Annotated in this window: 21 protein-coding genes and 2 tRNA genes; 2 read left to right on the top strand and 21 right to left on the bottom strand. The window is 71.3% G+C overall.

Annotated features, from left to right (window positions below; translation table 11 throughout):
- The 20 genes from AB0E96_RS16560 to AB0E96_RS16465 all read right to left on the bottom strand — a co-directional run.
- Positions 1-1,231, bottom strand: a 1,231-nt coding sequence (locus AB0E96_RS16560; protein ID WP_359823772.1) for a serpin family protein, incomplete at its 3' end; no start/stop codon positions are given.
- 115 nt (positions 1,232-1,346) lie between these two features.
- Positions 1,347-2,561, bottom strand: a complete 1,215-nt coding sequence (locus tag AB0E96_RS16555; protein WP_359823770.1) for a cytochrome P450 — start codon at positions 2,559-2,561, stop codon at positions 1,347-1,349.
- 90 nt (positions 2,562-2,651) lie between these two features.
- A complete protein-coding gene (locus AB0E96_RS16550; protein WP_359823767.1) occupies positions 2,652-3,392 on the bottom strand; it encodes a Sir2 family NAD-dependent protein deacetylase in 741 nt (246 codons plus the stop codon).
- Positions 3,393-3,509: 117 nt separating this feature from the next.
- Positions 3,510-4,127: a hypothetical protein gene (locus AB0E96_RS16545; RefSeq protein WP_359823764.1), complete on the bottom strand. Its 618-nt coding sequence runs from the start codon at positions 4,125-4,127 to the stop codon at positions 3,510-3,512.
- A gap of 118 nt (positions 4,128-4,245) precedes the next feature.
- Complete coding sequence (locus AB0E96_RS16540; RefSeq protein ID WP_359823762.1) at positions 4,246-4,926, bottom strand: response regulator transcription factor; 681 nt, start codon at positions 4,924-4,926, stop codon at positions 4,246-4,248.
- Entirely contained in the window at positions 4,923-6,110 is a 1,188-nt protein-coding gene (locus AB0E96_RS16535; protein WP_359823759.1) for a sensor histidine kinase, read from the bottom strand. Before AB0E96_RS16535 ends, AB0E96_RS16540 begins: the two co-directional genes overlap by 4 nt.
- An 82-nt stretch (positions 6,111-6,192) precedes the next feature.
- Positions 6,193-6,867, bottom strand: coding sequence for a hypothetical protein (locus tag AB0E96_RS16530; protein ID WP_359823757.1), 675 nt, complete (start codon positions 6,865-6,867; stop codon positions 6,193-6,195).
- A 172-nt stretch (positions 6,868-7,039) separates the two neighbouring features.
- Positions 7,040-7,113, bottom strand: a tRNA-Met gene (locus tag AB0E96_RS16525).
- 187 nt (positions 7,114-7,300) lie between these two features.
- Positions 7,301-11,194, bottom strand: coding sequence for a DNA-directed RNA polymerase subunit beta' (locus tag AB0E96_RS16520; protein ID WP_359823754.1), 3,894 nt, complete (start codon positions 11,192-11,194; stop codon positions 7,301-7,303).
- Positions 11,195-11,292: 98 nt separating this feature from the next.
- Entirely contained in the window at positions 11,293-14,769 is a 3,477-nt protein-coding gene (rpoB, locus tag AB0E96_RS16515) for a DNA-directed RNA polymerase subunit beta (protein WP_359823751.1), read from the bottom strand.
- A 719-nt stretch (positions 14,770-15,488) separates the two neighbouring features.
- Positions 15,489-15,872, bottom strand: coding sequence for a 50S ribosomal protein L7/L12 (gene rplL, locus AB0E96_RS16510; protein ID WP_359823749.1), 384 nt, complete (start codon positions 15,870-15,872; stop codon positions 15,489-15,491).
- Positions 15,873-15,963: 91 nt separating this feature from the next.
- Complete coding sequence (rplJ, locus tag AB0E96_RS16505) at positions 15,964-16,527, bottom strand: 50S ribosomal protein L10 (RefSeq protein WP_045693068.1); 564 nt, start codon at positions 16,525-16,527, stop codon at positions 15,964-15,966.
- Between the two features lie 396 nt (positions 16,528-16,923).
- Positions 16,924-17,802 (bottom strand): hypothetical protein, encoded by an 879-nt coding sequence (locus tag AB0E96_RS16500; protein ID WP_359823746.1) that lies wholly within the window; start codon positions 17,800-17,802, stop codon positions 16,924-16,926.
- Positions 17,803-17,954: 152 nt separating this feature from the next.
- Positions 17,955-18,872: a hypothetical protein gene (locus tag AB0E96_RS16495; protein WP_359823744.1), complete on the bottom strand. Its 918-nt coding sequence runs from the start codon at positions 18,870-18,872 to the stop codon at positions 17,955-17,957.
- A gap of 123 nt (positions 18,873-18,995) precedes the next feature.
- Positions 18,996-19,775: a hypothetical protein gene (locus AB0E96_RS16490; protein WP_359823742.1), complete on the bottom strand. Its 780-nt coding sequence runs from the start codon at positions 19,773-19,775 to the stop codon at positions 18,996-18,998.
- 171 nt (positions 19,776-19,946) lie between these two features.
- Entirely contained in the window at positions 19,947-20,669 is a 723-nt protein-coding gene (gene rplA, locus AB0E96_RS16485; RefSeq protein ID WP_218198318.1) for a 50S ribosomal protein L1, read from the bottom strand.
- A gap of 76 nt (positions 20,670-20,745) precedes the next feature.
- Positions 20,746-21,180, bottom strand: a complete 435-nt coding sequence (rplK, locus tag AB0E96_RS16480; protein WP_030290442.1) for a 50S ribosomal protein L11 — start codon at positions 21,178-21,180, stop codon at positions 20,746-20,748.
- 166 nt (positions 21,181-21,346) lie between these two features.
- The gene (gene nusG / locus AB0E96_RS16475; RefSeq protein ID WP_359823739.1) at positions 21,347-22,222 is read right to left on the bottom strand and encodes a transcription termination/antitermination protein NusG; all 876 of its coding nucleotides are present in this window, start codon (positions 22,220-22,222) and stop codon (positions 21,347-21,349) included.
- A 208-nt stretch (positions 22,223-22,430) separates the two neighbouring features.
- Positions 22,431-22,757, bottom strand: coding sequence for a preprotein translocase subunit SecE (secE, locus tag AB0E96_RS16470; RefSeq protein ID WP_359823736.1), 327 nt, complete (start codon positions 22,755-22,757; stop codon positions 22,431-22,433).
- A 147-nt stretch (positions 22,758-22,904) separates the two neighbouring features.
- Positions 22,905-22,977, bottom strand: a tRNA-Trp gene (locus tag AB0E96_RS16465).
- Positions 22,978-23,261: 284 nt separating this feature from the next.
- Here AB0E96_RS16465 and AB0E96_RS16460 point away from each other — a divergent pair.
- Together AB0E96_RS16460 and AB0E96_RS16455 are read left to right on the top strand one after the other, a co-directional pair.
- Positions 23,262-24,509, top strand: coding sequence for a pyridoxal phosphate-dependent aminotransferase (locus AB0E96_RS16460; RefSeq protein WP_359823734.1), 1,248 nt, complete (start codon positions 23,262-23,264; stop codon positions 24,507-24,509).
- A 116-nt stretch (positions 24,510-24,625) separates the two neighbouring features.
- A complete protein-coding gene (locus AB0E96_RS16455; RefSeq protein ID WP_359823731.1) occupies positions 24,626-25,723 on the top strand; it encodes an adenosine deaminase in 1,098 nt (365 codons plus the stop codon).
- Here AB0E96_RS16455 and AB0E96_RS16450 read toward each other — a convergent pair.
- Positions 25,713-26,756: a UDP-N-acetylmuramate dehydrogenase gene (locus tag AB0E96_RS16450; RefSeq protein WP_359823729.1), complete on the bottom strand. Its 1,044-nt coding sequence runs from the start codon at positions 26,754-26,756 to the stop codon at positions 25,713-25,715. The genes AB0E96_RS16455 and AB0E96_RS16450 overlap by 11 nt on opposite strands.
- Positions 26,757-26,877: the final 121 nt, after the last annotated feature.

Genomic DNA, 26,877 nt, shown 5'->3' with positions numbered 1-26,877 from the left:
GGCCCACCCGCCCCGGCCGGTCGGCGTTCGGCGCCGCCGCCGCGGCGATCCCGGCGCCGCTGCCGGCCGCCGCCACCGTGCCGTCCTCGTCGACCGCGACGGTCGCCTTCTGCACCACCGTGCCGACGGCCAGCGGGTCCTTGGCGATGCCGCCGAAGTCGGCCCCGTCGAAGGCGGCCCGCACGCCGAGCGAGCGCAGCGCGGGGGTGAGCTCGTTCGAGGTGTCGAAGCGGAAGCGCGGCAGCCGGAGGTCGACCGGCCGCTCGGCGAGCGCGCCGAGGACGCGGTCGAGCTGGGGCTGGTCCAGGCCCTTGGCGAAGGCGGCGAAGCCGCCCTGCGCCGGGACGATCAGGTCCATCGCCAGCCCGCCGTCCGCGTAGGGCAGCTCGACGGCCTGCCAGGGCTCGCCGACGATCCCGCCGGAGCCGTCGGCGTACTTGAAGGTCCCGGTCTGCGCCATCGTGGGGACGGCCGGGGCGGAGCCGTCGAGCTTGTGGAACGGGCGGTCGGCGGTGTGCGAGGGCTTGAAGGCGGAGGCCCACCTGGCCTTGAGGTAGAGGGCGTCGGTGAGTGCCAGCCGGGTGTTCGCGGTGATCCCGCCCGGGCCGAACAGGTCCTTGATCCGGCCGTCGGTGGCCTTCTCCACGGCCGCGTTGACGGTCTTGCGGGCACCGTCCGGGTCCTTGGCGAAGTCCGCCTGGTGCACGCCGGCGTCGAAGGCGGCGGCCAGGGTGGCCAGGTAGGCCGGTTCGACGGCCGAGCCCCGCTGCGTCCAGACGTCGTCGCTGCGGCGCAGGGTGAGGCCCTCGGCGGCCGGGACCGGCCGGTTCAGCGCGCCGGTGGCGTACGCGTACTGCTCGGGGCCGAGCTCGGTGTGCAGGGCCTTGGCCAGTTCCTCGGCGGTGGCACCGCGGGCGCCGGGCAGCAGCATGGCGAGCAGGGTGGCCAGGCCGGACGGGGAGACCACGAGGTTCCCGCCGGCGGCGGCCGGCTCGGCGGTCAGGGCGTGCAGGAGGTCCAGGCCGAAGGCCCCGGTGGCGCTCGCGGTGGCGGCGACCTGCGCCGGGTCGACGGCCGGCCGGCTGGTGGGCGCGGCCACCCGGAGCTCCACGGGCGCGGCGGCTCCGGTGCTGCCGCAGCCGGCGAGCAGCGGCGCGGCGAGCGCGGCCGCGAGGAGCGGCGCCGCCGGGCGGCGGGCGGTACGACGGGTTGCGGTGCTGCGGTTCGTCATGGCCCTTCGACGCGCCGCCCCGCCACCCGGTTCCGCCCGCCCCGGCTCGGTCCCGGAGCGCCCCGTGCTCCAGCGGCTCGTCCCGGGACTCGACCCGCTCCACGGGCCGGGTCCGTCACACCTCGACGAGCAGTTCCTTGAGTCCGCGGATCACGTAGCCCGGGTTCCACTCGGGCTCGCGGACCAGCCGCAGGCCCGGGGCCCGGCGCAGCAGGGTGCCGTAGGACTCGGTGAGCTCCAGTCTGGCAAGCGGGGCGCCGAGGCAGAAGTGGATTCCGGCGCCGAAGGTGATGTGCGGGTTGTCGGTGCGGCCGAGGTCGAGGCGGTCCGGGTCGGCGAAGCGCTCGGGGTCGCGGTTGGCGGAGCCGAAGAGCAGGGCGATCTCGGCGCCGCGCGGGATGGTGACGCCGCGGACCTCGATGTCCTCCAGCACCCAGCGCTCGAACATCTGCAGCGGGGTGTCCCAGCGCATCAGTTCCTCGACGGCGGTCGGCAGCAGCTCGTCCACCGAGCCGCGCAGCCGGGCGAGTTCCCCGGGGTTGCGGAACAGTGCCCACCAGCCGTTGCCGGTGGTGTTGACGGTCGCCTCGTGGCCGGCGTTGAGCAGCAGCACGCAGGTGGAGATCATCTCCTGCTCGCTGAGCGCGTCGGAGCCCTCCTGGGCCTGGATCAGCGCGCTGATCAGGTCCGTTCCGGGGTTCGTCCGGCGCTCGCGGATCAGGGTGCGCAGGTAGTCGGAGAACTCGACGCTCGCGGTGACGGCCCGGCGGGCGGCCTCCTCGGTCGGGTTGAGCTCGAACATCCCGGTGATGTCGGCGGACCACGGCCGGAGCAGGTGCCGGTCGCTCTCCGGCACGCCCAGCATCTCGGCGATCACGGCGACGGGCAGCGGCTCGGCGACGGTGGCGATCAGGTCGCCGCCGCCGGCCGCGAGCAGTTCGTCGACCAGTTCTCCGGCCAGCCGCTGCACGGTGGGGCGCAGGCCCTCGACCATGCGCGGGGTGAAGGCCTTGGAGACGAGCCGGCGCAGCCGGGTGTGGTCCGGCCCTTCGAGGTCCAGCAGCCCGCGGTCGTTCAGGGTGTGGAAGGGCTCGTGCGCCGGGTCGGGCTCGGGGCGGCCGAACTCGGCGTGGCTGAAGCGGTGGGTGTAGGTGCGGCCGAGCCGGCGGTCGCGGAGCAGGGCGCTGACGTCCTCGTGGCGGGAGACGAGCCACTGGTTCGTCGGTTCGAAGTACGTCACCGGCGCGTGCTCGCGCAGTTCGGCGTACGCGTCGTACGGGTGGGCCACGAACGCCGCCGACCAGGGGTCGAACTTCGCCGTCGTCGTCATCGGTCGATCACTCCTGGCCAGAGGGGGGAAGCCGGAAGGATCATCGTACGCACGCGGTACATCCGCGAACATGACCCTTCCGGCACCCGCTCAGGCCCCTTCCCGGACAAGTCGGCGCACGAGCCGGGGCAGTGCCAGGGAGATCGGCTCCCGGACGACCTCGGCCGCCGCCTCGTCGTACGGCGTGGGCTCGCCGTTCACGATGATCAGCTTCGCCCCGGACTTCACCGCGTTGTACGGCAACGCCGCCACCGGGAACACCTGGAGGCTGGTGCCGACCGCGACGAACACGTCGCAGGCCCGGGTGATCGCGTCCGCCTGGCCGAGCACCTCCTGGTCCAGGTTCTCGCCGAACATCACGATGTGCGGCTTGAGGATCCCCCCGCAGGCCCGGCAGTCCGGGTCCGGCTCCCCCGCCCCGACCCGCGCCAGCGCCTCCGCCATCGGGCCGACCGCCCCGCAGCCCAGGCACCGCGTCTCCCGGAGGTTGCCGTGCAGTTCGAGCACCTTGCGGCCGGGCAGCCCGGACTTCTGGTGCAGCCCGTCGATGTTCTGGGTGAGTACCCGCAGCGGCAGGCCGGAGCGGTCCAGGTCGACCAGCGCGCGGTGCCCGGCGTTCGGCTCGGCGGCCGCCGCCCCCGTCTCCAGCCGCATCCGCCAGGCCCGCCGGCGCACCTCGGGGTCGCCCCGGTACGGCCCGATGGTGACCAGCTCCTCGGCCGACGGGTCCTTCTGCCACAGGCCCTGCGGGCCGCGGTAGTCGGGGATGCCGGAGTCCGTCGAGATGCCCGCGCCGGTGAGCACGGCGATCAGGGGGCGCTTCGCGTTCATACCCGGACGGTACGGTCGGCCGCCCGCCCGGGGCCACCGATAATCCGGCCGGGGCGCGTTTCCGGCCGGACCGCCCGCTTCGAGTCAGGGCCCGCCCGCCGGGCCCGGGCCCACGGGTCAGGCCAGGGCGGCCCGCGGAGCGGCGGCCGGGCGGGCCAGCGGGGCGAGCGCGAGCAGGTAGCAGGCGGCGGCGAGCGGGATCAGGGCGAGGTCGGTGCCCGCGGCCAGGGTGCCGAGCAGCGCCAGCACCGGGCTCCACCAGCGCAGCGTCCGGGTGCGGCCCGCGGCGGCCGCGGTCAGCAGCGCCAGCAGGCCGACGTAGAAGAGCAGCGGGCCGATCTGGTAGACGACCGGCAGGACGCCGGGGACGTCCTGCACCCGGTCGAACAGCCGCGACTGCTCGGCCTTGTCCGCCGCCGTCAGGCCGACGACCAGGTCGATGCCGATCTGTGCCAGCGAGCAGAGCAGCCCCGCGAAGGCCGCCCCCAGCGCCGCCCCGGCCGCGGTCCGCCCGGCCGTGCCGCGCGGGGCGAGCCGTCGGTGCAGCGCCAGGAGGACGGGGACGAACAGCAGCAGGCCGAGGAACATCGCGGTGTGGCCGGCGGTCCAGCCGGGGCCCGGCGCGCGGGAGCCCGGCACCAGGCGGATGCCCCCGTAGAGGGCCATCAGGGCGGGGGCGCCGACGACCGCGTAAGGGACGAGGCGGGTGGTTCCGGCACGCGGGGCGGCATTCATCCGATGCTCCAGTGGTGTGGTCCGTTCGTTCCGACACCGCAGAGCCTGGCCGCCCGGCCCCTCGTCCCGGATCGCCCGCACCGGTGAACTCCCCGCCTCCCCCGCGCGGGGGAGCCCGTCAGGACTCCCCCGCCACCACCGCCCCGGCCTCGTACGCGAACACCACCGCGTGCACCCGGTCCCGCAGCCCGAGCTTGCTCAGCACATTGCTGACGTGCGTCTTCACGGTGTGCTCGCTGACCACCAGCTCGGCCGCGATCTCGGCGTTGGACAGCCCCCGGGCGATCAGCCGCAGCGTCTCCTGCTCGCGCAGGGTCAGCTGCTCCAGCAGCCGGGACGGCGGCCGCACCGCCCGCTCCGGCGCCCCCGGCCGACGGGCCGCGAACTCCCCGATCAGGCGCCTGGTCACCGACGGAGCGAGCAGCGCCTCCCCCGAGGCGACCATCCGCACCCCGTGCGCCAGGTCGTCCCGCCGGACGTCCTTGAGCAGGAAGCCACTGGCGCCCGCGTACAGCGCGTCGAAGACGTAGTCGTCGACGTCGAAGGTGGTCAGCATGATCACCTTGGTGGACGGGAACTCGGCGCACACCCGGCGGGCCGCCTCCAGCCCGTCCATCACCGGCATCCGGACGTCCAGCAGCAGCACGTCCGGGCCGTGCGCGCGCACCGCCTCGACCGCCTCGGCGCCGTCCCGGGCCTCGGCCACCACCTCGATGTCGGGCTGCGCGTCCAGGATCATCCCGAACCCGGCCCGCACCAGCTCCTGGTCGTCCGCGACGACCACCCGGATCGGTGTCATCCGTCCTCCCTCTCCGTCCTTGCGCCCGCGCCCGACGGCAGCCGGGCGCTGACCACGAATCCCCGGCCCTCCGGCCCCGGCCCGGCCTCGGCCCGCCCCCCGCAGGCCGCCGCCCGCTCCCGGATGCCCACCAGCCCGCGGCCGCCGGACCAGCCGGCCACCGTACGGCCGACCGGCGCCGGCACCCCGCGGCCGTTGTCCGAGACCACGACCTCCAGCACCTCCCCGGCCCGCCGGACCCGCACCACCGCGCGGGACGCCCCGGCGTGCTTGACCGTGTTGGTCAGCGCTTCCTGCACGATCCGGTACGCCGCCGCCGCCACGTCGGCCGGCACGGGGTCCTTCTCCTCCGGGAGCTCCAGCTCCACCCGCAGCCCCGCCGCGCGCACCCGCTCGGCCACCCCGGCCAGTTCGGCCAGCCGGGGCTGCGGGGCCAGCTCCCGGCCGGCCTCCGGGTCCTTCAGCACCCCGAGCACCCGCCGCAGCTGGACCATGGCGTCCCGGCCGGTGTCGGCGATGGTGTCGAACGCCCGGACCGCCCGGTCCGGGTCGCCGTGCACCACCACCGGCCCGGCCTCCGCCTGGATCACCATCAGCGAGACGGCGTGCGCCAGGATGTCGTGCATCTCCCGGGCGATCCGGGCCCGTTCCTCCACCACCGCCCGCGCCGCGTCGCTCGCGGCCCGCTCCCCGGCCTCCCGGGCCCGCTCCGCCTGGACCAGGGCGAGCTGCCGCTGGGCGCGCACCAGGGCGCCGAAGACGAAGGAGCCGGCCGAGGTGAGCGCGCTGAACAGCGCGCCGTCCGGCGAACGGGTGCCGATCACGTTGCTGACCAGCACGGCCGCCAGCACCGGCCAGCGCTGCCAGTCGGGGAAGCGCTCCGCCACGGTGTACATCGCGATCACCGCGTACAGCGGCACCTGCGGGTTCGCCGAGTGCGCGAGCACCGTCACCAGCACGGCGGGCACGCTGCCCACGATCAGGAGCGGCAGCCCGATCCGGCGCCGCCAGGGCAGGAACAGCGCGGTGGACACCGCCAGCAGGTAGACCCACCAGGGCCACGCCGTCCGGTCGTTGTAGACCGACCAGACCGACACCGCCGCCGAGCAGAGTGCCAGGAAGGTGTCCAGCACGTACGGGCTCAGCCCCTCCGCCCGTTCCCGCCAGCGCGCCGAGACCTCCACCGTCGCCCCTCCCCCGTACCCGGGGACCCCGACCCCGCGGAGAAGATCATGCCCTACCGGCAGTGCCTCCGGAACGCCCTCGTCAGGCACCGCTGACCGTCACGCCGCCGGTGTCCGCCCGCGCGGTGATCCGGTGCTCCGCACCCGGCGTCGAGGGGACGCCCACCTCCACCCCGCCGGTCGAGGCCCGGGCGTCCACCGTGTACGCCTCCCCAGCCGGCACCCGCAGCCGCACCCCGCCGTTCGTGGTGCTCGCCTCCACCGTCGACGGCGCCACGGCGAAACCGGCCCGCACCCCGCCGTTCACCGAGGAGAGCCGGACCCGCGGGGACCGCAGCCCGTCGGCCTCGACCCCGCCGTTGGTCACCTCGGCCTCCGTCTCGCCGGCCAGCCCGGACAGCCTCACGCCGCCGTTGCCCGCCTTGACCCGCACCTTCGTCCCGGCCGGCACCTGCACGGTGTAGCCCACGCCGCAGTGGCGGCAGTCGTACGTCAGCGTCAGCACGCCGTCCACCACCCGGTGGGTGCTCTTCGGGACGTCCCCGGAGTAGTTCTGCTTCTCGACCACGTGCACGCCGTCGCCGCCGCCGTTCACCACCACCCCGCCGTCGATCCCCTCGACGACGAGCTCCCGGACCGGCTCCGCCACCCCGTAGCTCAGCGTCAGGTGCTCGTCCTCGCCTCCGAACGGCAGGCACCCCTGCATCCCCAGCACGACCGCCGCCGTGATCGCCGCCGCGCCCAGCACCCGCTTCATCCCCGGCCCCTTCGAAGGTCCTCGTCCGACACCGAGAACCCTTCCCCGGACGCCGCCCCCGCCGCCTCCCCCGCCGGAGCGGTTCCCGCCCCTCCCCCGCACGACGGAGCCGGCCGGCCCCGGGAACGCCGAAGGGCCCGGAGGCTTGATGCCTCCGGGCCCTTCGTCTGAGTAGCGGGGACAGGATTTGAACCTGCGACCTCTGGGTTATGAGCCCAGCGAGCTACCGAGCTGCTCCACCCCGCGTCGGTGAACACGAGCTTACGCGACTCCGGCCGAAATACCTAACCGGTTTCCCGACCGGCACCCGCCGACCCCGCCGCCGACCGAACCGGCGGCCCGGGGACGCCGCAGGGCGGCCACCCCGAAGGGTGACCGCCCTGCGATCGATGACCTGGGTCCCTCCTGCCCGATGACGGGCGAGGAGGGAGACTCAGCCGGTGTACGGGCCGTAGTCGTAGTCGTCCAGCGGGACCGCCTGGCCGGAGCCGGCGCCGAAGGGCGACAGGTCGTAGTCGTCGTAGCCGACGGCCGAGTACATCGCGGCCTTGGCCTCCTCGGTCGGCTCGACCCGGATGTTGCGGTAGCGGGGCAGACCCGTACCGGCCGGGATGAGCTTACCCAGGATGACGTTCTCCTTGAGGCCCAGCAGCGGGTCCGACTTGGCGTGGATCGCCGCGTCGGTGAGGACCCGGGTCGTCTCCTGGAAGGAGGCGGCCGACAGCCAGGACTCGGTGGCCAGCGAGGCCTTGGTGATACCCATCAGCTGCGGACGACCGGAGGCGGGGTGACCGCCCTCGGCGACGACGCGGCGGTTCTCCTGCTCGAAGCGACCGCGCTCGACCAGCTCGCCGGGCAGCAGCTCGGCGTCGCCCGACTCGATGATCGTCACGCGGCGGAGCATCTGCCGGATGATGATCTCGATGTGCTTGTCGTGGATCGACACACCCTGCGAGTTGTAGACCTTCTGGACCTCGGCGACCAGGTGGACCTGGACGGCACGCTGGCCCATGATGCGCAGGACGTCGTGCGGGTTGGTGGCACCCATGGTCAGCTTCTGGCCGACCTCGACCGCCTCGCCCTCGCTGACGAGCAGCTTCACGCGCTTGGAGACCGGGTAGGCGATCTCGTCGCTGCCGTCGTCCGGCGTGATGACCAGCTTGCGGGTCTTCTCGGTGTCCTCGATCCGGACCCGGCCGGCGGCCTCGGAGATCGGGGCCACACCCTTCGGGGTACGGGCCTCGAAGAGCTCGACGACACGGGGCAGACCCTGGGTGATGTCGTCACCGGCCACACCACCGGTGTGGAAGGTACGCATGGTCAGCTGGGTACCGGGCTCACCGATGGACTGGGCGGCGATGATGCCGACCGCCTCACCGATGTCGACCAGCTTGCCGGTGGCCAGCGAGCGCCCGTAGCACATGGCACAGGTGCCGACGGCCGACTCACAGGTCAGGATCGAGCGGGTCTTGACCTCGCCGATGCCGTGGCGGATCAGCTCGTCGATCAGGACGTCGCCGAGGTCGGTGTTGGCGGTGGCGAGGAGCTTGCCGTCCACCGTGATGTCCTCGGCCAGCATGCGGGCGTAGACGCTGGTCTCGACGTCGTCGGCCTTGCGCAGCACGCCGTCCGCACCCACGGAGCCGATCGCCAGCTTCAGGCCGCGCTCGGTGCCGCAGTCCTCCTCGCGGATGATGACGTCCTGGGAGACGTCGACCAGACGACGGGTGAGGTAACCGGAGTCGGCGGTGCGGAGGGCGGTGTCGGCCAGACCCTTACGGGCACCGTGGGTGGAGATGAAGTACTCCAGCACGGACAGACCCTCACGGAACGACGCCTTGATGGGTCGCGGGATGGTCTCGTTCTTGGCGTTCGACACCAGACCGCGCATACCGGCGATCTGGCGCATCTGCATCATGTTTCCGCGAGCACCCGAGTCGACCATCATGAAGATGGGGTTCGTCTTCGGGAAGTTCACGTTCATGGCCTCGGCGACCTCGTTGGTCGCCTGGGTCCAGATGCCGATGAGCTCCTGCTTGCGCTCGTCGTTGGTGATCAGGCCGCGCTCGTACTGACGCTGGACCTTCTCCGCCTTCGCCTCGTAGCCCTCCAGGATCTGGGGCTTGCTCGGCGGGACGACGACGTCCGAGATCGAGACGGTGACACCCGAGCGGGTCGACCAGTGGAAGCCGGCCGCCTTCAGGTTGTCCAGGGTCGCCGCGACGACGACCTTGGGGTAGCGCTCCGCCAGGTCGTTGACGATCGCGGAGAGCTGCTTCTTGCCCACCTCGTAGTCGACGAACGGGTAGTCCTCGGGCAGCAGCTCGTTGAAGAGCGCGCGGCCCAGGGTGGTGCTCAGGCGGAAGGGCTCGCCGTCGTACCAGGACGACTGGCCCTCCTCGTCCACCGGGGCGGTCCAGCCGCGCGGCGGGACGGTGCCGGCCGGCAGGCGCAGCTCGATCGGGGCCTGGACGTCCAGGTCGCGGGCGTCGAAGGCCATGATCGCCTCGGCGGTCGACGAGAAGGTGCGGCCGGCGCCCTTCACGTTCTCGCGGTCCGAGGTCAGGAAGAACAGACCGAGCACCATGTCCTGAGTCGGCATGGTGACGGGGCGACCGTCGGCCGGCTTCAGGATGTTGTTCGAGGACAGCATCAGGATGCGGGCCTCGGCCTGCGCCTCCGCGGAGAGCGGCAGGTGGACGGCCATCTGGTCACCGTCGAAGTCCGCGTTGAACGCGGTGCAGACGAGCGGGTGGATCTGGATGGCCTTGCCCTCGACCAGCTGCGGCTCGAAGGCCTGGATGCCGAGGCGGTGCAGGGTGGGCGCACGGTTCAGCAGGACCGGGTGCTCGGCGATGACCTCTTCGAGGACGTCCCACACGACCGGACGGGCGCGCTCGACCATGCGCTTGGCCGACTTGATGTTCTGCGCGTGGTTCAGGTCGACCAGGCGCTTCATCACGAACGGCTTGAAGAGCTCCAGCGCCATGGCCTTCGGCAGACCGCACTGGTGCAGCTTGAGCTGCGGGCCGACGACGATGACCGAACGGGCCGAGTAGTCGACTCGCTTGCCGAGCAGGTTCTGACGGAAACGACCCTGCTTGCCCTTCAGCATGTCGCTGAGGGACTTCAGCGGGCGGTTGCCCGGGCCGGTGACCGGACGGCCGCGGCGGCCGTTGTCGAACAGCGCGTCGACGGCCTCCTGGAGCATGCGCTTCTCGTTGTTCACGATGATCTCGGGGGCACCGAGGTCGAGCAGGCGCTTCAGGCGGTTGTTGCGGTTGATCACGCGGCGGTACAGGTCGTTCAGGTCGGAGGTCGCGAAGCGGCCACCGTCCAGCTGCACCATCGGACGCAGGTCCGGCGGGATGACCGGGACGCAGTCCAGCACCATGCCGTTGGGCTTGTTGGTGGTCTGCAGGAACGCGGAGACGACCTTGAGGCGCTTGAGCGCACGGGTCTTCTTCTGGCCCTTGCCGGTGCGGATGATCTCGCGCAGGCGCTCGGACTCCTCCGCCAGGTCGAAGGTCTCCAGGCGGTCCTTGAGGGCCGCGGCGCCCATCGAGCCGGAGAAGTAGGTGCCGAAGCGGTCGCGCAGCTCGCGGTAGAGCAGCTCGTCGCCCTCGAGGTCCTGGACCTTGAGGTTCTTGAAGCGGGCCCACACCTCGTCGAGGCGGTCGAGCTCGCGCTGCGCGCGGTCGCGCAGCTGCTTCATCTCGCGCTCGGCGCCCTCGCGCACCTTGCGGCGCACGTCGGCCTTGGCGCCCTCGGCCTCCAGCTCGGCCAGGTCGGTCTCGGCCTTCTTGGCGCGGGCTTCGAGGTCGGAGTCGCGGCGGTTCTCGATCTGCTGGCGCTCGACCGAGACGTGCGCCTCCAGGGACGGCAGGTCGCGCTGGCGGCGCTCGTCGTCGACCCAGGTGATCATGTAGGCGGCGAAGTAGATGACCTTCTCGAGGTCCTTCGGCGCCAGGTCGAGCAGGTAGCCCAGACGCGACGGCACGCCCTTGAAGTACCAGATGTGGGTGACCGGGGCGGCCAGCTCGATGTGGCCCATCCGCTCGCGGCGCACCTTGGCGCGGGTCACCTCGACGCCGCAGCGCTCGCAGATGATGCCCTTGAAGCGGACGCGCTTGTACTTACCGCAGTAGCACTCCCAGTCCCGGGTGGGGCCGAAGATCTTCTCGCAGAAGAGTCCGTCCTTTTCGGGCTTCAGGGTGCGGTAGTTGATGGTCTCCGGCTTCTTGACCTCGCCGTGCGACCACTGGCGGATGTCGTCGGCGGTGGCCAGGCCGATGCGGAGCTCGTCGAAGAAGTTGACGTCAAGCACTGGTCGTCAAGCCCTCTTTCGTAAGTCGAGAGTCGTTCATGTGGTCTGAGGGGGGCCTGGGGGCGGGCCGGCCGCTGCTGCGGCCGGCCCAACCTCCGTCAGACCTCTTCGACGCTGCTGGGCTCGCGCCGGGACAGGTCGATGCCGAGCTCCTCGGCGGCGCGGAACACGTCCTCGTCGGAGTCCCGCATCTCGATGGACTGGCCGTCCGAGGACAGCACCTCCACGTTGAGGCAGAGCGACTGCATTTCCTTGATGAGGACCTTGAAGGACTCGGGAATGCCGGGCTCGGGGATGTTCTCGCCCTTGACGATGGCCTCGTAGACCTTGACTCGGCCGAGGACGTCGTCGGACTTGATGGTGAGCAGCTCCTGGAGCGCGTAGGCCGCGCCGTACGCCTCGAGGGCCCACACCTCCATCTCACCGAAGCGCTGGCCACCGAACTGCGCCTTACCACCGAGCGGCTGCTGGGTGATCATCGAGTACGGACCGGTCGAGCGGGCGTGCAGCTTGTCGTCGACCAGGTGGTGCAGCTTGAGGATGTACATGTAGCCGACCGAGACCGGCATCGGGAACGGCTCGCCGGAGCGGCCGTCGAACAGCCGGGCCTTGCCGGTGGAGTTCACCAGGCGCTCACCGTCACGGGTGAGGGTGGTGTTGTCCAGCAGGCCGGTGATCTCGTCCTCGCGGGCGCCGTCGAAGACCGGGGTGGCGAGGTTGGTGCCGCCCTGGACGGTGTCGGCGCCGATCGCCTGGAGGCGCTGGGCCCACTCGTCGGCGAGGCCGGAGACGTCCCAGCCCTGCTTGGCGAGCCACCCGAGGTGGATCTCCAGGACCTGTCCCGGGTTCATTCGGGACGGGACACCCAGCGGGTTGAGGATGATGTCGACCGGGGTGCCGTCCTCCAGGAACGGCATGTCCTCGACCGGCAGGATCTTCGAGATGACGCCCTTGTTGCCGTGACGGCCGGCGAGCTTGTCACCGTTGGTGATCTTGCGCTTCTGGGCCACGTAGACGCGGACCAGCTGGTTGACGCCCGGGGGCAGCTCGTCGCCCTCTTCGCGGTCGAAGACGCGGACGCCGATGACCTTGCCGGACTCACCGTGCGGCACCTTCAGCGAGGTGTCGCGGACCTCACGGGCCTTCTCGCCGAAGATCGCGCGCAGCAGGCGCTCCTCGGGGGTCAGCTCGGTCTCGCCCTTCGGGGTGACCTTGCCGACCAGGATGTCGCCGGTGACGACATCGGCGCCGATGCGGATGATGCCGCGCTCGTCGAGGTCGGCCAGGACCTCCTCGGAGACGTTCGGGATGTCCCGGGTGATCTCCTCGGGGCCGAGCTTGGTGTCACGGGCGTCGACCTCGTGCTCCTCGATGTGGATCGAGGAGAGGACGTCGTCCTGCACGAGGCGCTGCGACAGGATGATCGCGTCCTCGTAGTTGTGACCCTCCCACGACATGAACGCCACGAGCAGGTTCTTGCCGAGGGCCATCTCGCCCTCGTCGGTGCACGGGCCGTCGGCCAGCACCTGGTTGACCTCGACCCGGGAGCCCTCGTCCACGAGCACCTTCTGGTTGAAGGCGGTGCCCTGGTTGGAGCGGGTGAACTTGGCGGCGCGGTACGTGGTGTACGTGCCGTCGTCGTTGGCCACGGTGACGTAGTCGGCCGAGACCTCCTGGACGACACCGGCCTTCTCGGCGGTGATGACGTCCGCGGCGTCGACGGCGCAGCGGTACTCCATGCCGGTACCGACCAGCGGAGCCTCGCTCTTCAGCAGCGGCACCGCCTGGCGCATCATGTTCGAGCCCATGAGCGCGCGGTTGGCGTCGTCGTGCTCGAGGAACGGGATCATGGCGGTCGCGACCGACACCATCTGGCGCGGCGAGACGTCCATGTAGTCGATCTCGGTGCCCGGGATGTAGTCGATCTCGCCGCCGCGGCGGCGGACCAGGACACGCGGCTCGGCGAAGTGCAGGTCCGCGGTCAGCGGCGCGTTCGCCTGGGCGATGACGTAGCGGTCCTCCTCGTCGGCGGTGAGGTAGTCCACCTTCTCGGTGACCACACCGTCGACGACCTTGCGGTACGGCGTCTCGATGAAGCCGAACGCGTTGACCCGGCCGTACGAGGCCAGCGAGCCGATCAGACCGATGTTCGGGCCTTCGGGGGTCTCGATCGGACACATGCGGCCGTAGTGCGAGGGGTGCACGTCACGGACCTCGAAGCCGGCCCGCTCACGGGACAGACCACCGGGGCCCAGCGCGGACAGACGGCGCTTGTGGGTCAGGCCCGACAGCGGGTTCGTCTGGTCCATGAACTGCGACAGCTGGCTGGTGCCGAAGAACTCCTTGATGGAGGCGACGACCGGCCGGATGTTGATCAGGGTCTGCGGCGTGATCGCCTCGACGTCCTGGGTGGTCATGCGCTCGCGCACGACGCGCTCCATGCGGGCGAGACCCGTACGGACCTGGTTCTGGATGAGCTCGCCGACGTTGCGCAGGCGACGGTTGCCGAAGTGGTCGATGTCGTCGACCTCGACCACGATGTCGCGGCCCTCGTCGTCACGCCACTCGGTCTCGCCCGCGTGCAGCTTCACCAGGTACTTGATCGCACCGATGATGTCGGGCTCGGTGAGCACGCCGGAGTCCAGCGACTCGGCGTTGCCCAGCTTGCGGTTGACCTTGTAACGGCCGACCTTGGCGAGGTCGTAGCGCTTCGGGTTGAAGTAGAGGTTCTCCAGAAGCGTCTGCGCGGCCTCGCGCGTGGGCGGCTCGCCCGGGCGCAGCTTGCGGTAGATGTCCAGCAGCGCGTCGTCCTGGCCCTGGGTGTGGTCCTTCTCCAGGGTGGCGCGCATCGACTCGTACTCGCCGAACTCCTCGAGAATCATCTCGTTGGTCCAGCCGAGCGCCTTGAGCAGCACGGTGACGGACTGCTTGCGCTTGCGGTCGATGCGGACGCCGACCATGTCGCGCTTGTCGATCTCCATCTCCAGCCAGGCACCACGCGAGGGGATGACCTTGCAGGAGTAGATGTCCTTGTCGGACACCTTGTCCAGGGTGGAGTCGAAGTACACACCCGGGGAGCGGACCAGCTGCGAGACGACGACACGCTCGGTGCCGTTGATCACGAACGTGCCCTTGTGGGTCATGAGCGGGAAGTCGCCCATGAAGACCGTCTGAGACTTGATCTCACCGGTCTCGTTGTTGGTGAACTCGGCCGTGACGAAGAGCGGGGCCGCGAACGTGAAGTCGCGGTCCTTGCACTCGTCAATGGAGTTCTTCGGCGGCTCGAAACGGTGGTCGCGGAAGGTCAGCGACATCGACCCGCTGAAGTCCTCGATCGGGGAGATCTCCTCGAAGATCTCCTCCAGACCGGACTTCGTGGGGACGTCCTGACCACTCTCCAGGGCCGCCTCGACCCGGGCCTTCCAGGCCGCGTTGCCGAGCAGCCAGTCAAAGCTCTCGGTCTGCAGGGCCAGGAGGTTGGGGACCTCGAGGGGCTCCTTGATCTTCGCGAAGGAGACGCGGAGCGGGGCGGTGGATGCGGCGGAATTGTTCGAGGCGTTGCGCGGCGCGGCCAAGAGGGGGGTCCTTCCGAGGGCTCGGAGCTCACTACGCGCGTACCAGCCGGGCCTGCTTGGGCTTGGTGCCGCCTCCCTCGCCGCTGGCCTCTGCCAGGGTCGAAACCCGAGGTCAGAGCCGCTTTGCGGAGGCGGTGCCAGACCCCTTCAGGGCAACGCAAACTCCGGGCGACGAGTCACGGAGCAGCTAACAGGCAGCGCAAAGGGACAGTGTAGCCAAAGGCGACACTGCTGTCCAGCTCTGATTCGGAGACCGAATCGGAGACTCCTCCCGGTAGCCGGCGAGCGCGGGCGCCCACCGGGTACTGCTCTAACTCACGTGGAGTCATTTCCCGCCGGAGCCACTGGTTATGCATCCAGTAGCGGACCAACCGGGCGGACTCGCGCCTTGAGAATCGCGCGCCGCGCCGGGTTCGTCAAGGGCCCGCCGGCGGCGCGGGCCTCGACCGGTCTATCGGTCCGGACCCCCTCGGCGTTACAGAAGCCGTGGTGGGGCCGCCCTCGACGACGTTGATCACCATACCCCCCGGCACCGACGGTGCCGAGTGGGCCGTCGGCCACACCGCGGGCCGATCCGGCCGGTCGGGGGAGCCCGGGCCCGGCGGGGCTCGGCCCGGCCCGGCGGGCCCCCGTTCCGGCCCGGAAACGCGAAAAAGCCGGGCCGACCACCCGCAAGGGTGATCGGCCCGGCCGCACGCCCCCTCAGAGGGGGCGCAAGATCACTTGACGGTGACCTTGGCGCCGGCGCCCTCGAGGGCAGCCTTGGCCTTCTCGGCAACGTCCTTGGCAACCTTCTCCAGGACCTTGGCACCAGCGGTGTCAACGAGGTCCTTGGCCTCCTTCAGGCCGAGGGAGGTCAGGGTGCGCACCTCCTTGATGACCTGGATCTTCTTGTCGCCGGCGGCCTCGAGGATGACGTCGAACTCGTCCTGCTCCTCAGCGGCCTCGGCGGCCGGGCCGGCAACGCCGGCGGCGGCAACGGCGACCGGGGCGGCGGCGGTGACGTCGAACTTCTCCTCGAAGGCCTTCACGAAGGCGGCCAGCTCGATGAGGGTGAGCTCCTCGAACTGCGCGAGCAGCTCGTCCTGGGACAGCTTCGCCATGATGGCGTCCTTCCACTAAATCGGCAGGTTGGTGCCGGATGTACGGGTGGGGCGGGCGTACGGGCCCGCAGCGAGGCGTGAGCCTGCCGAATTACTCGGCGGCAGCGTCCTCGGCGGCGGGAGCCGGCGTACCGGCACCGCCCTGCTCGACCTTGTCGCGCAGCGCGTCCACAGTGCGGACGAGCTTCGACGGCAGGGCCTGGAAGAGCGCGGCAGCCTGGGACTGCTTGGCCTTCAGGGCACCCGCCAGCTTGGCGAGCAGCACCTCGCGGGACTCGAGGTCCGCGAGCTTCTTGATCTCATCGGCGGACAGCGCCTTGCCGTCAAGGACACCGCCCTTGATGATGAGAGCGGGGTTCTCCTTGGCGAAGTCACGCAGAGCCTTCGCCGACTCCACCGGGTCACCGGTGACGAAGGCGACAGCCGTCGGACCGTTGAACAGGTCGTCGAGCTCCGTGATCCCGACCTCATTGGCCGCGATCTTGGTCAGCGTGTTCTTCACCACGGCGTACTCGGCGTTGTCGCCGAGCGAGCGACGCAGGGTCTTGACCTGCTTCACCGAGAGACCGCGGTACTCGGTCAGCAGCGCCGCGGAGGAGCCGCGGAACTTGTCCGTGATCTCGGCGACGGCAGCAGCCTTGTCGGGCCTGGCCATAGGCTTACGCCTCCTTCCGTGATGTCGAAGTCGGGCCGACCGCGAAAGTCGACCTGGGTCGCCGTGGACCGACCGGACGGAAGGAAAGCTCCTGCAAATGCAATGAGCCCCGGTGCGCAGGGGCACGGGGCTCGGAACGACCTCGACGGGCGGCCGCGCGGACGCGGTACCCGGAAGTCGAAGCTCCAGACACACCTGCGCGGGCTGCCTGCGACGAAGCGCAGATCCTTCGGCCACCTGCTCCCTGACGGGGGCGTGGTGACAACCAGCGGTCTTTGGCTTCGGCCAGATTAGCCGGATCCGTTCACGAGGTGCAAATCGCCCTCGGGCGGAGCAACCGACGGGGCCCGGCGGCGGCCCCGGAGCGGCCGTCCTCGCGGCCGCCGCCGGCACGGCTCAGCGGGCCAGCGGGGAGACCGTCCGGACGCCGGTGTCCGCGGTGTCCGCCTCGGCCGGCGCCTGCGCGGAGAGCAGTGCCCCGGCGAGGTCGGTGTAGAGCACCGTGTCATCCGCCCGGCCGTTGTCCCCGCTGCCGGTGCGCTGCAGCCGGACCAGCTGGTCCTTGTCGTTCAGCCAGAGGTCGACGGTCAGCGCGACCGAGCCGCCGGGCGACAGCGCGGCCCGCAGGCCGTCCCGGCGGGACTGGGTCAGCTGGGTCTGGGCCGCCGCGTACTTCTCGGCGGTGGTGGTGACCCGGTAGTGCTCGGTGGTCGCGTCCTCGAACTTCTCCTCGCCGACGAAGACCGGGTCCGCCCCCTCGGCGGTGGCCGCGGTCAGCGCCTCGACCGGGTTCAGCAGGTCGATCAGCCCGGCGTACGGGATCTCCTTGTGGCCGTCCGGGTCCGGCGGGACGGTGAAGCGCTCCCAGTGCCTGCCACCGTTGCGGGCCGCGGTGGCGGCGTCCCCGCCCTGGTAGGCGACGGTGTCCACGACGATCAGCTGCTCGGCCTCACCCGGGGTGGAGCGCTTGATCTGCAGCGCGGTCTTGGGCTGCCAGAACAGCGGGCCGGACCCGGCCTCCGCTCCGAGCCGGTAGCTGACCTTGGCCCGGCGGGCGGTCTGCATGGCCAGCTGGGCGGAGAGCAGCACCCCGTGCGGCGAGCGGTCGGTGGGCTTGGCCTGGGCGCTCGGGGAGGCGGTGGAGGGCGGGGCCGCGGTCGGGCTCGGGCTGCCGGACGCCGCGGCCGGCGCGTTCCCGCCCCCGCTGCAGCCACTCAGCCCGCCGGCCAGCAGGACGACGACGGCCACCGCTGCCAACCGCTGCCGTCCCGCCATCGCCCGTTCCCCTCTCGCCCGGCCCCGTCCCGACGGGGCCTCGTTCCCGCCACCTTGCCACCCGTCCCCGGTCGGCCCGGTGGCGGCCCCCCTCGGCCGCCGGATCCACCGGGTCGGCCGAGCGAGGAGCCGGGCACCGGGGGCCGGACGGCTCAGCTGCCGCCGACGGCCTTCTGGAGGTCGGCGACGTCGATGGAGTCCACCGGGGTGGCGGCGATCACCGGGGTCCCGTAGTCCGCGTAGCTGACGGTGACGTTCACCGGGCCGGCCTTGCTCTCGGCCTGCTCGGTCCGCTTGACCACGAGCTTGTCGGCGTCGACCCAGACGTCGACCTGCTCGCTGCTGATGCCGGCCGCGTCCAGGGACGCCTTGAGCCGGTCGGCCTGGGCCTGGGTGATGCCCTGGGTGGCGGCCTTGCCCAGGTCGGCGGTGGTGAGCACGCCGGAGTAGTGGGTGGTGGCCTTGCCGTTCACCGTCTCCGGACCGACCTCGGCGACCTTGCCGCCGGCGATCAGCGTCCGGACCCCCTGGACCGGGTCCGCGCTCTGCAGCTGGTCGGTCGCGCCGCCGGACGCCTTGGCCATGTCGGCCGTGCTGTAGCGGACCCAGCGCGGGCCGCCGCTCTGCAGCAGCTCCCCGCCGAGGGCCAGGAACGCCGCCTCCTTGGTGTAGAGGTAGTGCGCCTTCGGCCCACCGGTGATCGGCGTCACGAGCTTGCCCATCGGGGAGCCCGACAGGTCCATCGTGAGGTCGGCCTCCAGTCCGTCGGCCCAGGAGACCGCGCCCTGGCCCGTCATGGTGACCGCGTCGCCGACCTTGATCACCTCCTCGACCTTCGCCGACTTGGCCGCGCCGGTCTTCTGGGTCACCTGCTCCAGGAAGACCGCCGGGCTGACCTTCTCCGGCTTCGCGCCGGCGGCCGGGGCGGCGGTCGACGGGGCGGCCGAGCCGGCGGCGGCCGTGGTCGGCGCGGCCGGGGCGGCGCTCTTGTCGTTCTTGTCGCACGCGGTCGCGGTCAGCGCCAGGGCGGCGAGGACGACGGCGACGGCAGTCTTGCGGGTTCCAGCCATGACTCCCCCTCAAGAGCCGGAAGAACTGACCATCGGTTCTTCTCATGCTCTTCTCATGTTCTTACCGACGGACGGACTCTAACGGATCGTCGGAAGCCCCGCGCACCGGATGTCCCTCCCCCGTCAGCCGCCCGCGGCGGGCGTCGCGTCCGCGGCCCCGGGGGCCGAGACATCGGTCGTGGTCACCGTGGTTCCCGCACTCCCCCGGACCGTCTCGCGCAGCCGCAGCAACTGCATGCCCGGCCCGACCCAGACGTCGTAGCCGATCGCCGTGGCCCCGTGCCGGCGGTACCAGTCCAGCGTGGCGGCGCGCCGCAGTGGGCTCAACTCATCGTCCTTGCCGAACAGTTCGGTCACCGGGGCGGAGCCCTGGTAGTGCGCCGCGGTCACCCCGGCCAGCTGCTCGCCGCCGAGCGAGGTGAGCTTGACGCCCTGGGCGACGTCGTACGCCCGGCCGCCCGGGTTGGTGATCAGGGCGGTGGTCCAGCCGCCCGCGAAGCCCTCCGGGTCCGGGCCCGCCCCGGGGTCGACCGACTCGGCGGTGCTCCGCTCCGCGTGCTTGGCCGCACCGCCCTGGTAGGCCAGGTCGAGCGTGCCGTCCTTCACGGTCAGCCGTCCGCTGCCCAGCTCGTCGGTGACGGTCAGCACGGCCTCGTCCGAGGCACCCCAGACCAGGGAGCCGCTCGCGGTGCGCCGGCCGGCGGGGCCCTCCTGGACCACGTCGATCCGGGCGCTGCCGGAGTCGTCCAGTGCCTGCGCGGCCGACAGCACCACCTGCTTGGGCGGCACCGGCGCGGGCCCCCCGGGGGTGGCGGTGGTCGGGGCGGCCAGCAGGCTGCACCCGGTGGTGGTGGCGAGCAGCAGGGCCGCCACGAGAACGGCGGGGCGAGGGGCGGGCGGCACGGCACACTCCGGCGGTCACAGGTTCTCCACGTGATCTGACCGGCAGAGCGTACGACGGTTCGGCCGCCGTTCCCATCGGCCGGTGCCCCGCTCCGGGAAACGACGGCGGGCCCGCACCCCCGGTGAGGGGAGTGCGGGCCCGCCGAACGGACTGCTTCAGAGCGCTGGGGCTCAGACCGCGGCCGGGTCCTCCTCGACGAGGAGGTTGCGGGTGCGGTTCGGGTCCACCAGGATGCCGGGGCCCATGGTGGTCGAGAACGCGGTCTTCTTGATGTAGCGGCCCTTGGCGGCGGACGGCTTGGCGCGGAGCACCTCGTCCAGCGCGGCGGCGTAGTTCTCGACCAGCTGCTCGTCGGTGAAGGAGGCCTTACCGATGATGAAGTGCAGGTTCGAGTGCTTGTCGACGCGGAACTCGATCTTGCCGCCCTTGATGTCGTTGACAGCCTTGGCGACGTCCGGGGTCACGGTGCCGGTCTTCGGGTTCGGCATCAGACCACGGGGACCGAGCACGCGGCCGAGGCGGCCGACCTTGCCCATGAGGTCCGGGGTGGCGACGACGGCGTCGAAGTCCAGCTTGCCCTTCGCGACCTCGTCGATCAGCTCGTCGGCACCGACGATGTCGGCACCCGCAGCACGCGCGGCCTCGGCACGCTCGCCGGTCGCGAAGACCAGGACCCGAGCGGTCTTACCGGTGCCGTGCGGGAGGATCACGGTGCTGCGGACCATCTGGTCGGCCTTGCGCGGGTCGACGCCCAGACGCATGGCGACCTCAACGGTGCCGTCGAACTTGGTGGTGCTGGTCGCCTTGGCGAGGCGGACGGCCTCGAGGGGGGCGTAAAGGCGCTCGCGGTCGACCTGGGCGTCCGCGGCCTTCAGGGCCTTGCTGCGCTTCATGGCTGCTCCTGAATGGTGATGGGAGTTGTGGTGTCACGGGCCCGCGCAGGCCCTACCACAGGGGACGAGAAGGCTCTCAGCCCTCGACGGTGATGCCCATCGACCGGGCGGTGCCGGCGATGATCTTCTCCGCGGCGTCCAGGTCGTTGGCGTTCAGGTCGGGCATCTTGGTGGTGGCGATCTCGCGGACCTGGGCGCTGGTGAGCTTCGCGACCTTGGTCTTGTGCGGCTCGCTGGAGCCCTTGTCCACACCGGCGGCCTTCAGGATGAGGCGCGCGGCCGGCGGCGTCTTCGTGATGAAGGTGAAGGAACGGTCCTCGTAGACCGTGATCTCCACCGGCACGATCATGCCGCGCTGCGACTCGGTCGCGGCGTTGTAGGCCTTGCAGAACTCCATGATGTTGACGCCGTGCTGACCCAGCGCGGGGCCGACCGGCGGCGCCGGGTTGGCCGCACCGGCGTTGATCTGGAGCTTGATAAGCCCCGTGACCTTCTTCTTCTTGGGAGGCATGTCTCTCCGGGTCCTTCCGAGAGGTGATTGCTGGTGCGTGCGGAACCGGGGCGACACCCGGCCGCCAGCACACACATCGGACCAGGTTAACGCGTCAGCGCCGCTGGACCAAAACGGATTCGGGGCGGAGCCAGTGGCCCCGCCCCGAATCCGAAGACCGTACGAACTAGTTCTTCTGGATCTGGTCGAAGGAGAGCTCGACCGGGGTCTCCCGGCCGAAGATCTCGACCAGGCCCTTGACCTTCTTCGAGTCCGGGTTGATCTCGTTGATGGTCGCCTGGAGGGTCGCGAACGGACCGTCGGTGACGGTGACCGAGTCGCCGACCTCGAAGTCCAGCACCTGGATCTCGCTCGGCTTGACCGGCGACGGCTTGCCGGCCTCCTTGGCGGCGGCGCGCTCGACGTCGGGGGCGAGCATCTTGACGACCTCGTCCAGGGTCAGCGGGTACGGGTCGTAGGCGTTGCCGACGAAGCCGGTGACACCCGGGGTGTTGCGCACGACGCCCCAGGACTCGGGGGTGAGGTCCATGCGCACCAGGACGTAGCCGGGGAGCTTGTTCTGGCGGATGGTCTTGCGGTCGCCGTTCTTGATCTGGACGACCTCCTCCTGCGGCACCTCGGCCTGGAAGATGTACTCCTCGACGTTCAGCGAGACGGCACGCTGCTCGAGGTTCTGCTTCACCCGGTTCTCGTAGCCGGCGTAGGTGTGGATCACGTACCACTCGCCCGGCATGAAGCGCAGGTCCTCGCGGAACTTGGCGACCGGGTCGACCTCCTCGGCCGGCTCCTCGGCGGCGTCCTCGACGGACTCCTCGGCACCGGCGGGCTCCTCGTCGCCCTCCACGTGCAGCGCGGCCTCCTCGGCGGGCTCGCCGGCCTCGGCCTCGTCGTACGCCTCGACCTCGTCCTCGTCGCTGTCCGCGGCGTCCACGATCTGCTCGGCGGACTCGGCGTCGTCAGCCAGCTCGGCCGCGTCCAGCTCGGCGGCGACATCCGCCTCGCGGACGGTCTCGTCGGCGTCGTACAGGGGGGACTCAGACACGGTGGCGGCTTCTTTCCTGGAGATGGTGAAGGTGGCGCGCTCCTCGACCGCCCGGCGTACGGCCGCTCGCGCGGGCGCCAGGTGAGGTCTCGGAGACTTCAACAGTACCGAGTCCACGGTAACCGCGCGTACGTCCGGCGCCGACAGCTCGACCCGGGCCGATGAATCGGCCCGGGTCGGGAGGCTGTTCGCGAGGTGGGACGGCCGGTCAGCCGAAGACCAGGAGGCTCAGCTTGGAGAAGCCGTAGTCCAGGCCTGCCACGAAGGCCATCACGACCACCACGAAGGTGACCACGACGGCGGTGTAGTTGGTGAGCTCGCCGCGGGTCGGCCAGACGACCTTGCGCAGCTCCGCGATGATCTGGCGGTAGAACAGGGCGGCCCGGGCGAAGAGGCCCTTCTTGGCCCGCTTGCCGGACTTCTTCTGCTTGCCGGACTTCTTCTCGCCCTCAGCCGACGTGGTCTCGGCAGCGCCGTCGGCACCCTCGGGGTTGCCGCTCTCAGGCGTTGCGGTGGAGCCCGTGGTCTCCGTCACTCGTCCTCACCTGAATCCGGGTCCTGCCGAACTTCGCCGCGCACCCGGTTGGGCACGACCAGTCGGCTAGCGGTGCTGATCGGTGCCATCTCCGCATCAAGCCCGCTCACTCCTGTGGAGCGAACGGGCTGAAAACGGATCTAGCAGCAGGGCAAGAGGGACTCGAACCCCCAACCGCCGGTTTTGGAGACCGGTGCTCTACCAATTGAGCTATTGCCCTACGGTGCCTCGCGGCTCCGGTGGCGACCAACCTACCGCATCTCCCCCCGCTGTCTGTACAGGCGGTGAAAGCTCCGGTTTTTCTCGGCGGGCCGTCGAGCAGCGAGTGTACGTGGTCGAGGGGCGTTTGGTCGAACGTCTTCTTCCGGACCGGCCGGTCCGACGGCGGATGTCCGGTCCGGACGGACCTTCGCCGACGAACCGGCGGGGCCGCGATCCGGACGGGAACGTACGGATGCCGATACCCCGATGCCCGGTAGGTCCCGGTTCTGCGACGATGCAGGCATGAGCGCTTCCACCCCGCAGCCCGACCAGTCCATCCGCCCCGCCGACCGCCGGGTCTCCGCCCGGATCGGTGCGATCGCCGAGTCCGCGACCCTCGCCGTGGACGCCAAGGCCAAGGCCCTCAAGGCCGCCGGCCGTCCGGTCATCGGCTTCGGCGCCGGCGAGCCCGACTTCCCCACCCCGGACTACATCGTCGAGGCGGCCGTCGAGGCCTGCCGCGACCCGAAGAACCACCGCTACACCCCGGCGGGTGGCCTGCCCGAGCTGAAGGCCGCGATCGCCGCCAAGACGCTGCGCGACTCCGGCTACGAGGTGGACGCCTCCCAGGTGCTGGTCACCAACGGCGGCAAGCAGGCGATCTACGAGGCCTTCGCGGCGATCCTGGACCCGGGCGACGAGGTCATCATCCCGGCCCCGTACTGGACCACCTACCCGGAGTCGGTCCAGCTGGCCGGCGGTGTCCCGGTGGAGGTCGTCTCCGACGAGACCACCGGCTACAAGGTCTCGGTCGAGCAGCTGGAGGCCGCGCGCACCGAGAACACCAAGGTGGTGCTGTTCGTCTCGCCGTCCAACCCGACCGGCGCGGTGTACACCGAGGCCGAGGCCGAGGCGATCGGCCGCTGGGCGCTGGAGCACGGCCTGTGGGTGCTCACCGACGAGATCTACGAGCACCTGGTGTACGGCGACGCCACCTTCACCTCGCTGCCGGCCCTGCTGCCCGAGCTGGCCGACAAGTGCGTCGTGGTCAACGGCGTGGCCAAGACCTACGCGATGACCGGCTGGCGGGTGGGCTGGGTGATCGGCCCCAAGGACGTCATCAAGGCCGCGACCAACCTCCAGTCGCACGCCACCTCGAACGTCTCCAACGTCGCCCAGCGCGCCGCCCTGGCCGCCGTCGCCGGCGACCTGGACGCCGTCGCCGAGATGCGCGAGGCCTTCGACCGCCGCCGCAAGACCATCGTGCGGATGCTCAACGAGATCGAGGGCGTGTTCTGCCCCGAGCCCGAGGGTGCCTTCTACGCCTACCCGTCGGTCAAGGGCCTGCTGGGCAAGGAGATCCGCGGCCGCCGCCCCCAGACCTCCGGCGAGCTGGCCGCCCTGATCCTGGACGAGGCCGAGGTCGCGGTCGTCCCGGGCGAGGCCTTCGGCACCCCCGGTTACCTGCGCCTGTCCTACGCGCTCGGCGACGCCGACCTGGTCGAGGGCGTCAGCCGGGTCCAGAAGCTGCTCGGCGAGGCCCGCGCCTGACGTCTTTCGTCAATCCGACGTTTGGGATTCACCCGGCACACCGCCCTCTTTCACCCCTTCGGGGGATGGAAAGAGGGCGGTTCCCGTACGGGGGCCGTATACGGCAGTATCGGTGAATGGAACGCCTGTTGAACCCGCGAGACGTCAGGGGCCTCCCGAAGGCCCACCTGCACCTGCACTTCACCGGCTCGATGCGGCCCGCCACCCTGCTGGAGCTGGCCGACAAGCACGGCGTCCGGCTCCCGGACGCGCTCAGCTCCGGCGAACCGCCCCGGCTGCGGGCGACCGACGAGCGGGGCTGGTTCCGCTTCCAGCGGCTGTACGACACCGCCCGCTCGGTGCTGCGGGACGAGGAGGACATCCGCCGGCTGGTCCTGGAGACCGCCGAGGACGAGCGGCGGGACGGCTCCCGCTGGCTGGAGATCCAGGTCGACCCGACCTCGTACGCGCCCCGGCTGGGCGGACTGATCCCCGCCCTGGAGCTGATCCTGGACGCGGTGGAGCACGCCGCCTCGGCGACCGGGGTGGGCATCCGGGTCCTGGTCGCGGCCAACCGGATGAAGTCCCCGATGGACGCCCGGACGCTGGCCCGGCTGGCCGTCCGCTACGCCGACCGCGGGGTGGTCGGCTTCGGCCTCTCCAACGACGAGCGCCGGGGCCTGGCCCGGGACTTCGACCGGGCCTTCGCGATCGCCCGCAACGGCGGGCTGCTGGCGGCCCCGCACGGCGGCGAGCTGTCCGGCCCGGAGTCCGTCCGGGACTGCCTGGACGACCTGGGCGCCGGCCGGATCGGCCACGGCGTGCGGGCCGCCGAGGACCCCCGGCTGATGGAGCGGCTGGCCGACCGGCAGGTCACCTGCGAGGTCTGCCCGTCCTCCAACGTCTCGCTCGGCGTCTACGAGCGCCCCGAGGAGGTCCCGCTGCGCCGGCTCTTCGACGCCGGGGTGCCGCTCGCCCTGGGCGCGGACGACCCGCTGCTGTTCGGCAGCCGGCTGGCCGCCCAGTACGAGCTGGTCCGGGACGTGCTGGGCTTCTCCGACGCCGAGCTCGCCGAGCTGGCGCGGCAGTCGGTGCGCGGCTCGGTCGCGCCGGAGGCCGTCCGCAAGGAGCTGCTGGCGGACATCGACGCCTGGCTGGCGGACGGCCGCGCCCCCACGGAGGCGGCCGCCGTCCCCGCCCAGGAGCCGCCGGGTCCGTCCCGCGTCAGAGCTTGACGCCCACCATCACCGGCTCGTTCACCAGCTCCACCCCGAAGGCCTCGCGGACGCCGTCCCGGATCTCCCGGGCCAGCGCCAGCAGGTCCTCGGCGGTGGCCGCGCCGCGGTTGGTGAGCGCCAGGGTGTGCTTGGTGGAGAGCGTCGCCGGGCCGCTGCCGTAACCCTTGGCGAAGCCGGCCCGGTCGATCAGCCAGGCCGCCGAGGTCTTGGTGCAGCCCTCCGGGGCCGGGTAGGCGGGGGCGTCCTGGGCGCCCGGGCGGGTCCGGAAGGACTCGTACTGCGCGGCCGTGAGCACCGGATTGGTGAAGAAGGAGCCGGCCGACCAGGTGTCGTGGTCCGCCGGGTCCAGCACCATGCCCTTGCCGGCACGCAGCAGCAGCACCGCGTTCCAGGCCGTGCCGACCGCCACCCGCTCGCCCTGCTCGACGCCCAGGTGCCGGGCCGTCTCCGCGTAGCGGACCGGGGTGGAGAGCCCGCCGGCGTCCTCCAGCCGGAACCGCACCCGCAGCACCACGTAGCGGTCCGGATCGGCCTTGAAGCGGCTGTGCCGGTAGGAGAACGCGCACTCGGCGTTCGACAGCACGACCACCTCGTCGGCGGTGCGGTCGTACGCGACCACCTCGGTGATCGACTGCGCGACCTCCTGGCCGTACGCGCCGACGTTCTGCACCGGGGTGGCGCCCGCCGAGCCGGGGATGCCGGCCAGGAACTCGATGCCCGCCAGGTCGTGGTCCAGCACCGTCCGGCGGACCACCTCGGACCAGGTCTCGCCGGCCGCGACCTCCAGCACGGCGCCGTCCAGGGCGAAGCCCTCGGTGGCGATCCGCAGCACGGTGCCGGGGAAGCCGGCGTCGCCGATCACCAGGTTGGAGCCGCCGCCGACGACCAGCAGCGGCTCGCCGGCCGCGTCGGCCTCGCGGACCGCGGCGATCACCTCGTCGTCGGTGTGGGCGGTCACCAGGCGGCGGGCCGGACCGCCGAGCCGCAGCGTGGTCAGCGGGGCGAGGGGGGCGTCGTTTTCTACCAGCACGCCCACCAGCGTACGGGTGGCCGGGACCGACAGGTTCGTACCAGGAATCCGGCATTTCCACGTTTCTGTAGGAAAAGCAAGCCTAGTCGACTGGACTACCACATCTCCCACCAGCTCAAAT

It is taken from the genome of Kitasatospora sp. NPDC036755 (assembly GCF_040636595.1).
GTDB lineage: Bacteria > Actinomycetota > Actinomycetes > Streptomycetales > Streptomycetaceae > Kitasatospora.
Note: the sequence above shows the minus strand (reverse complement) of the source record. Positions and strands in the feature narration are given on the sequence as shown.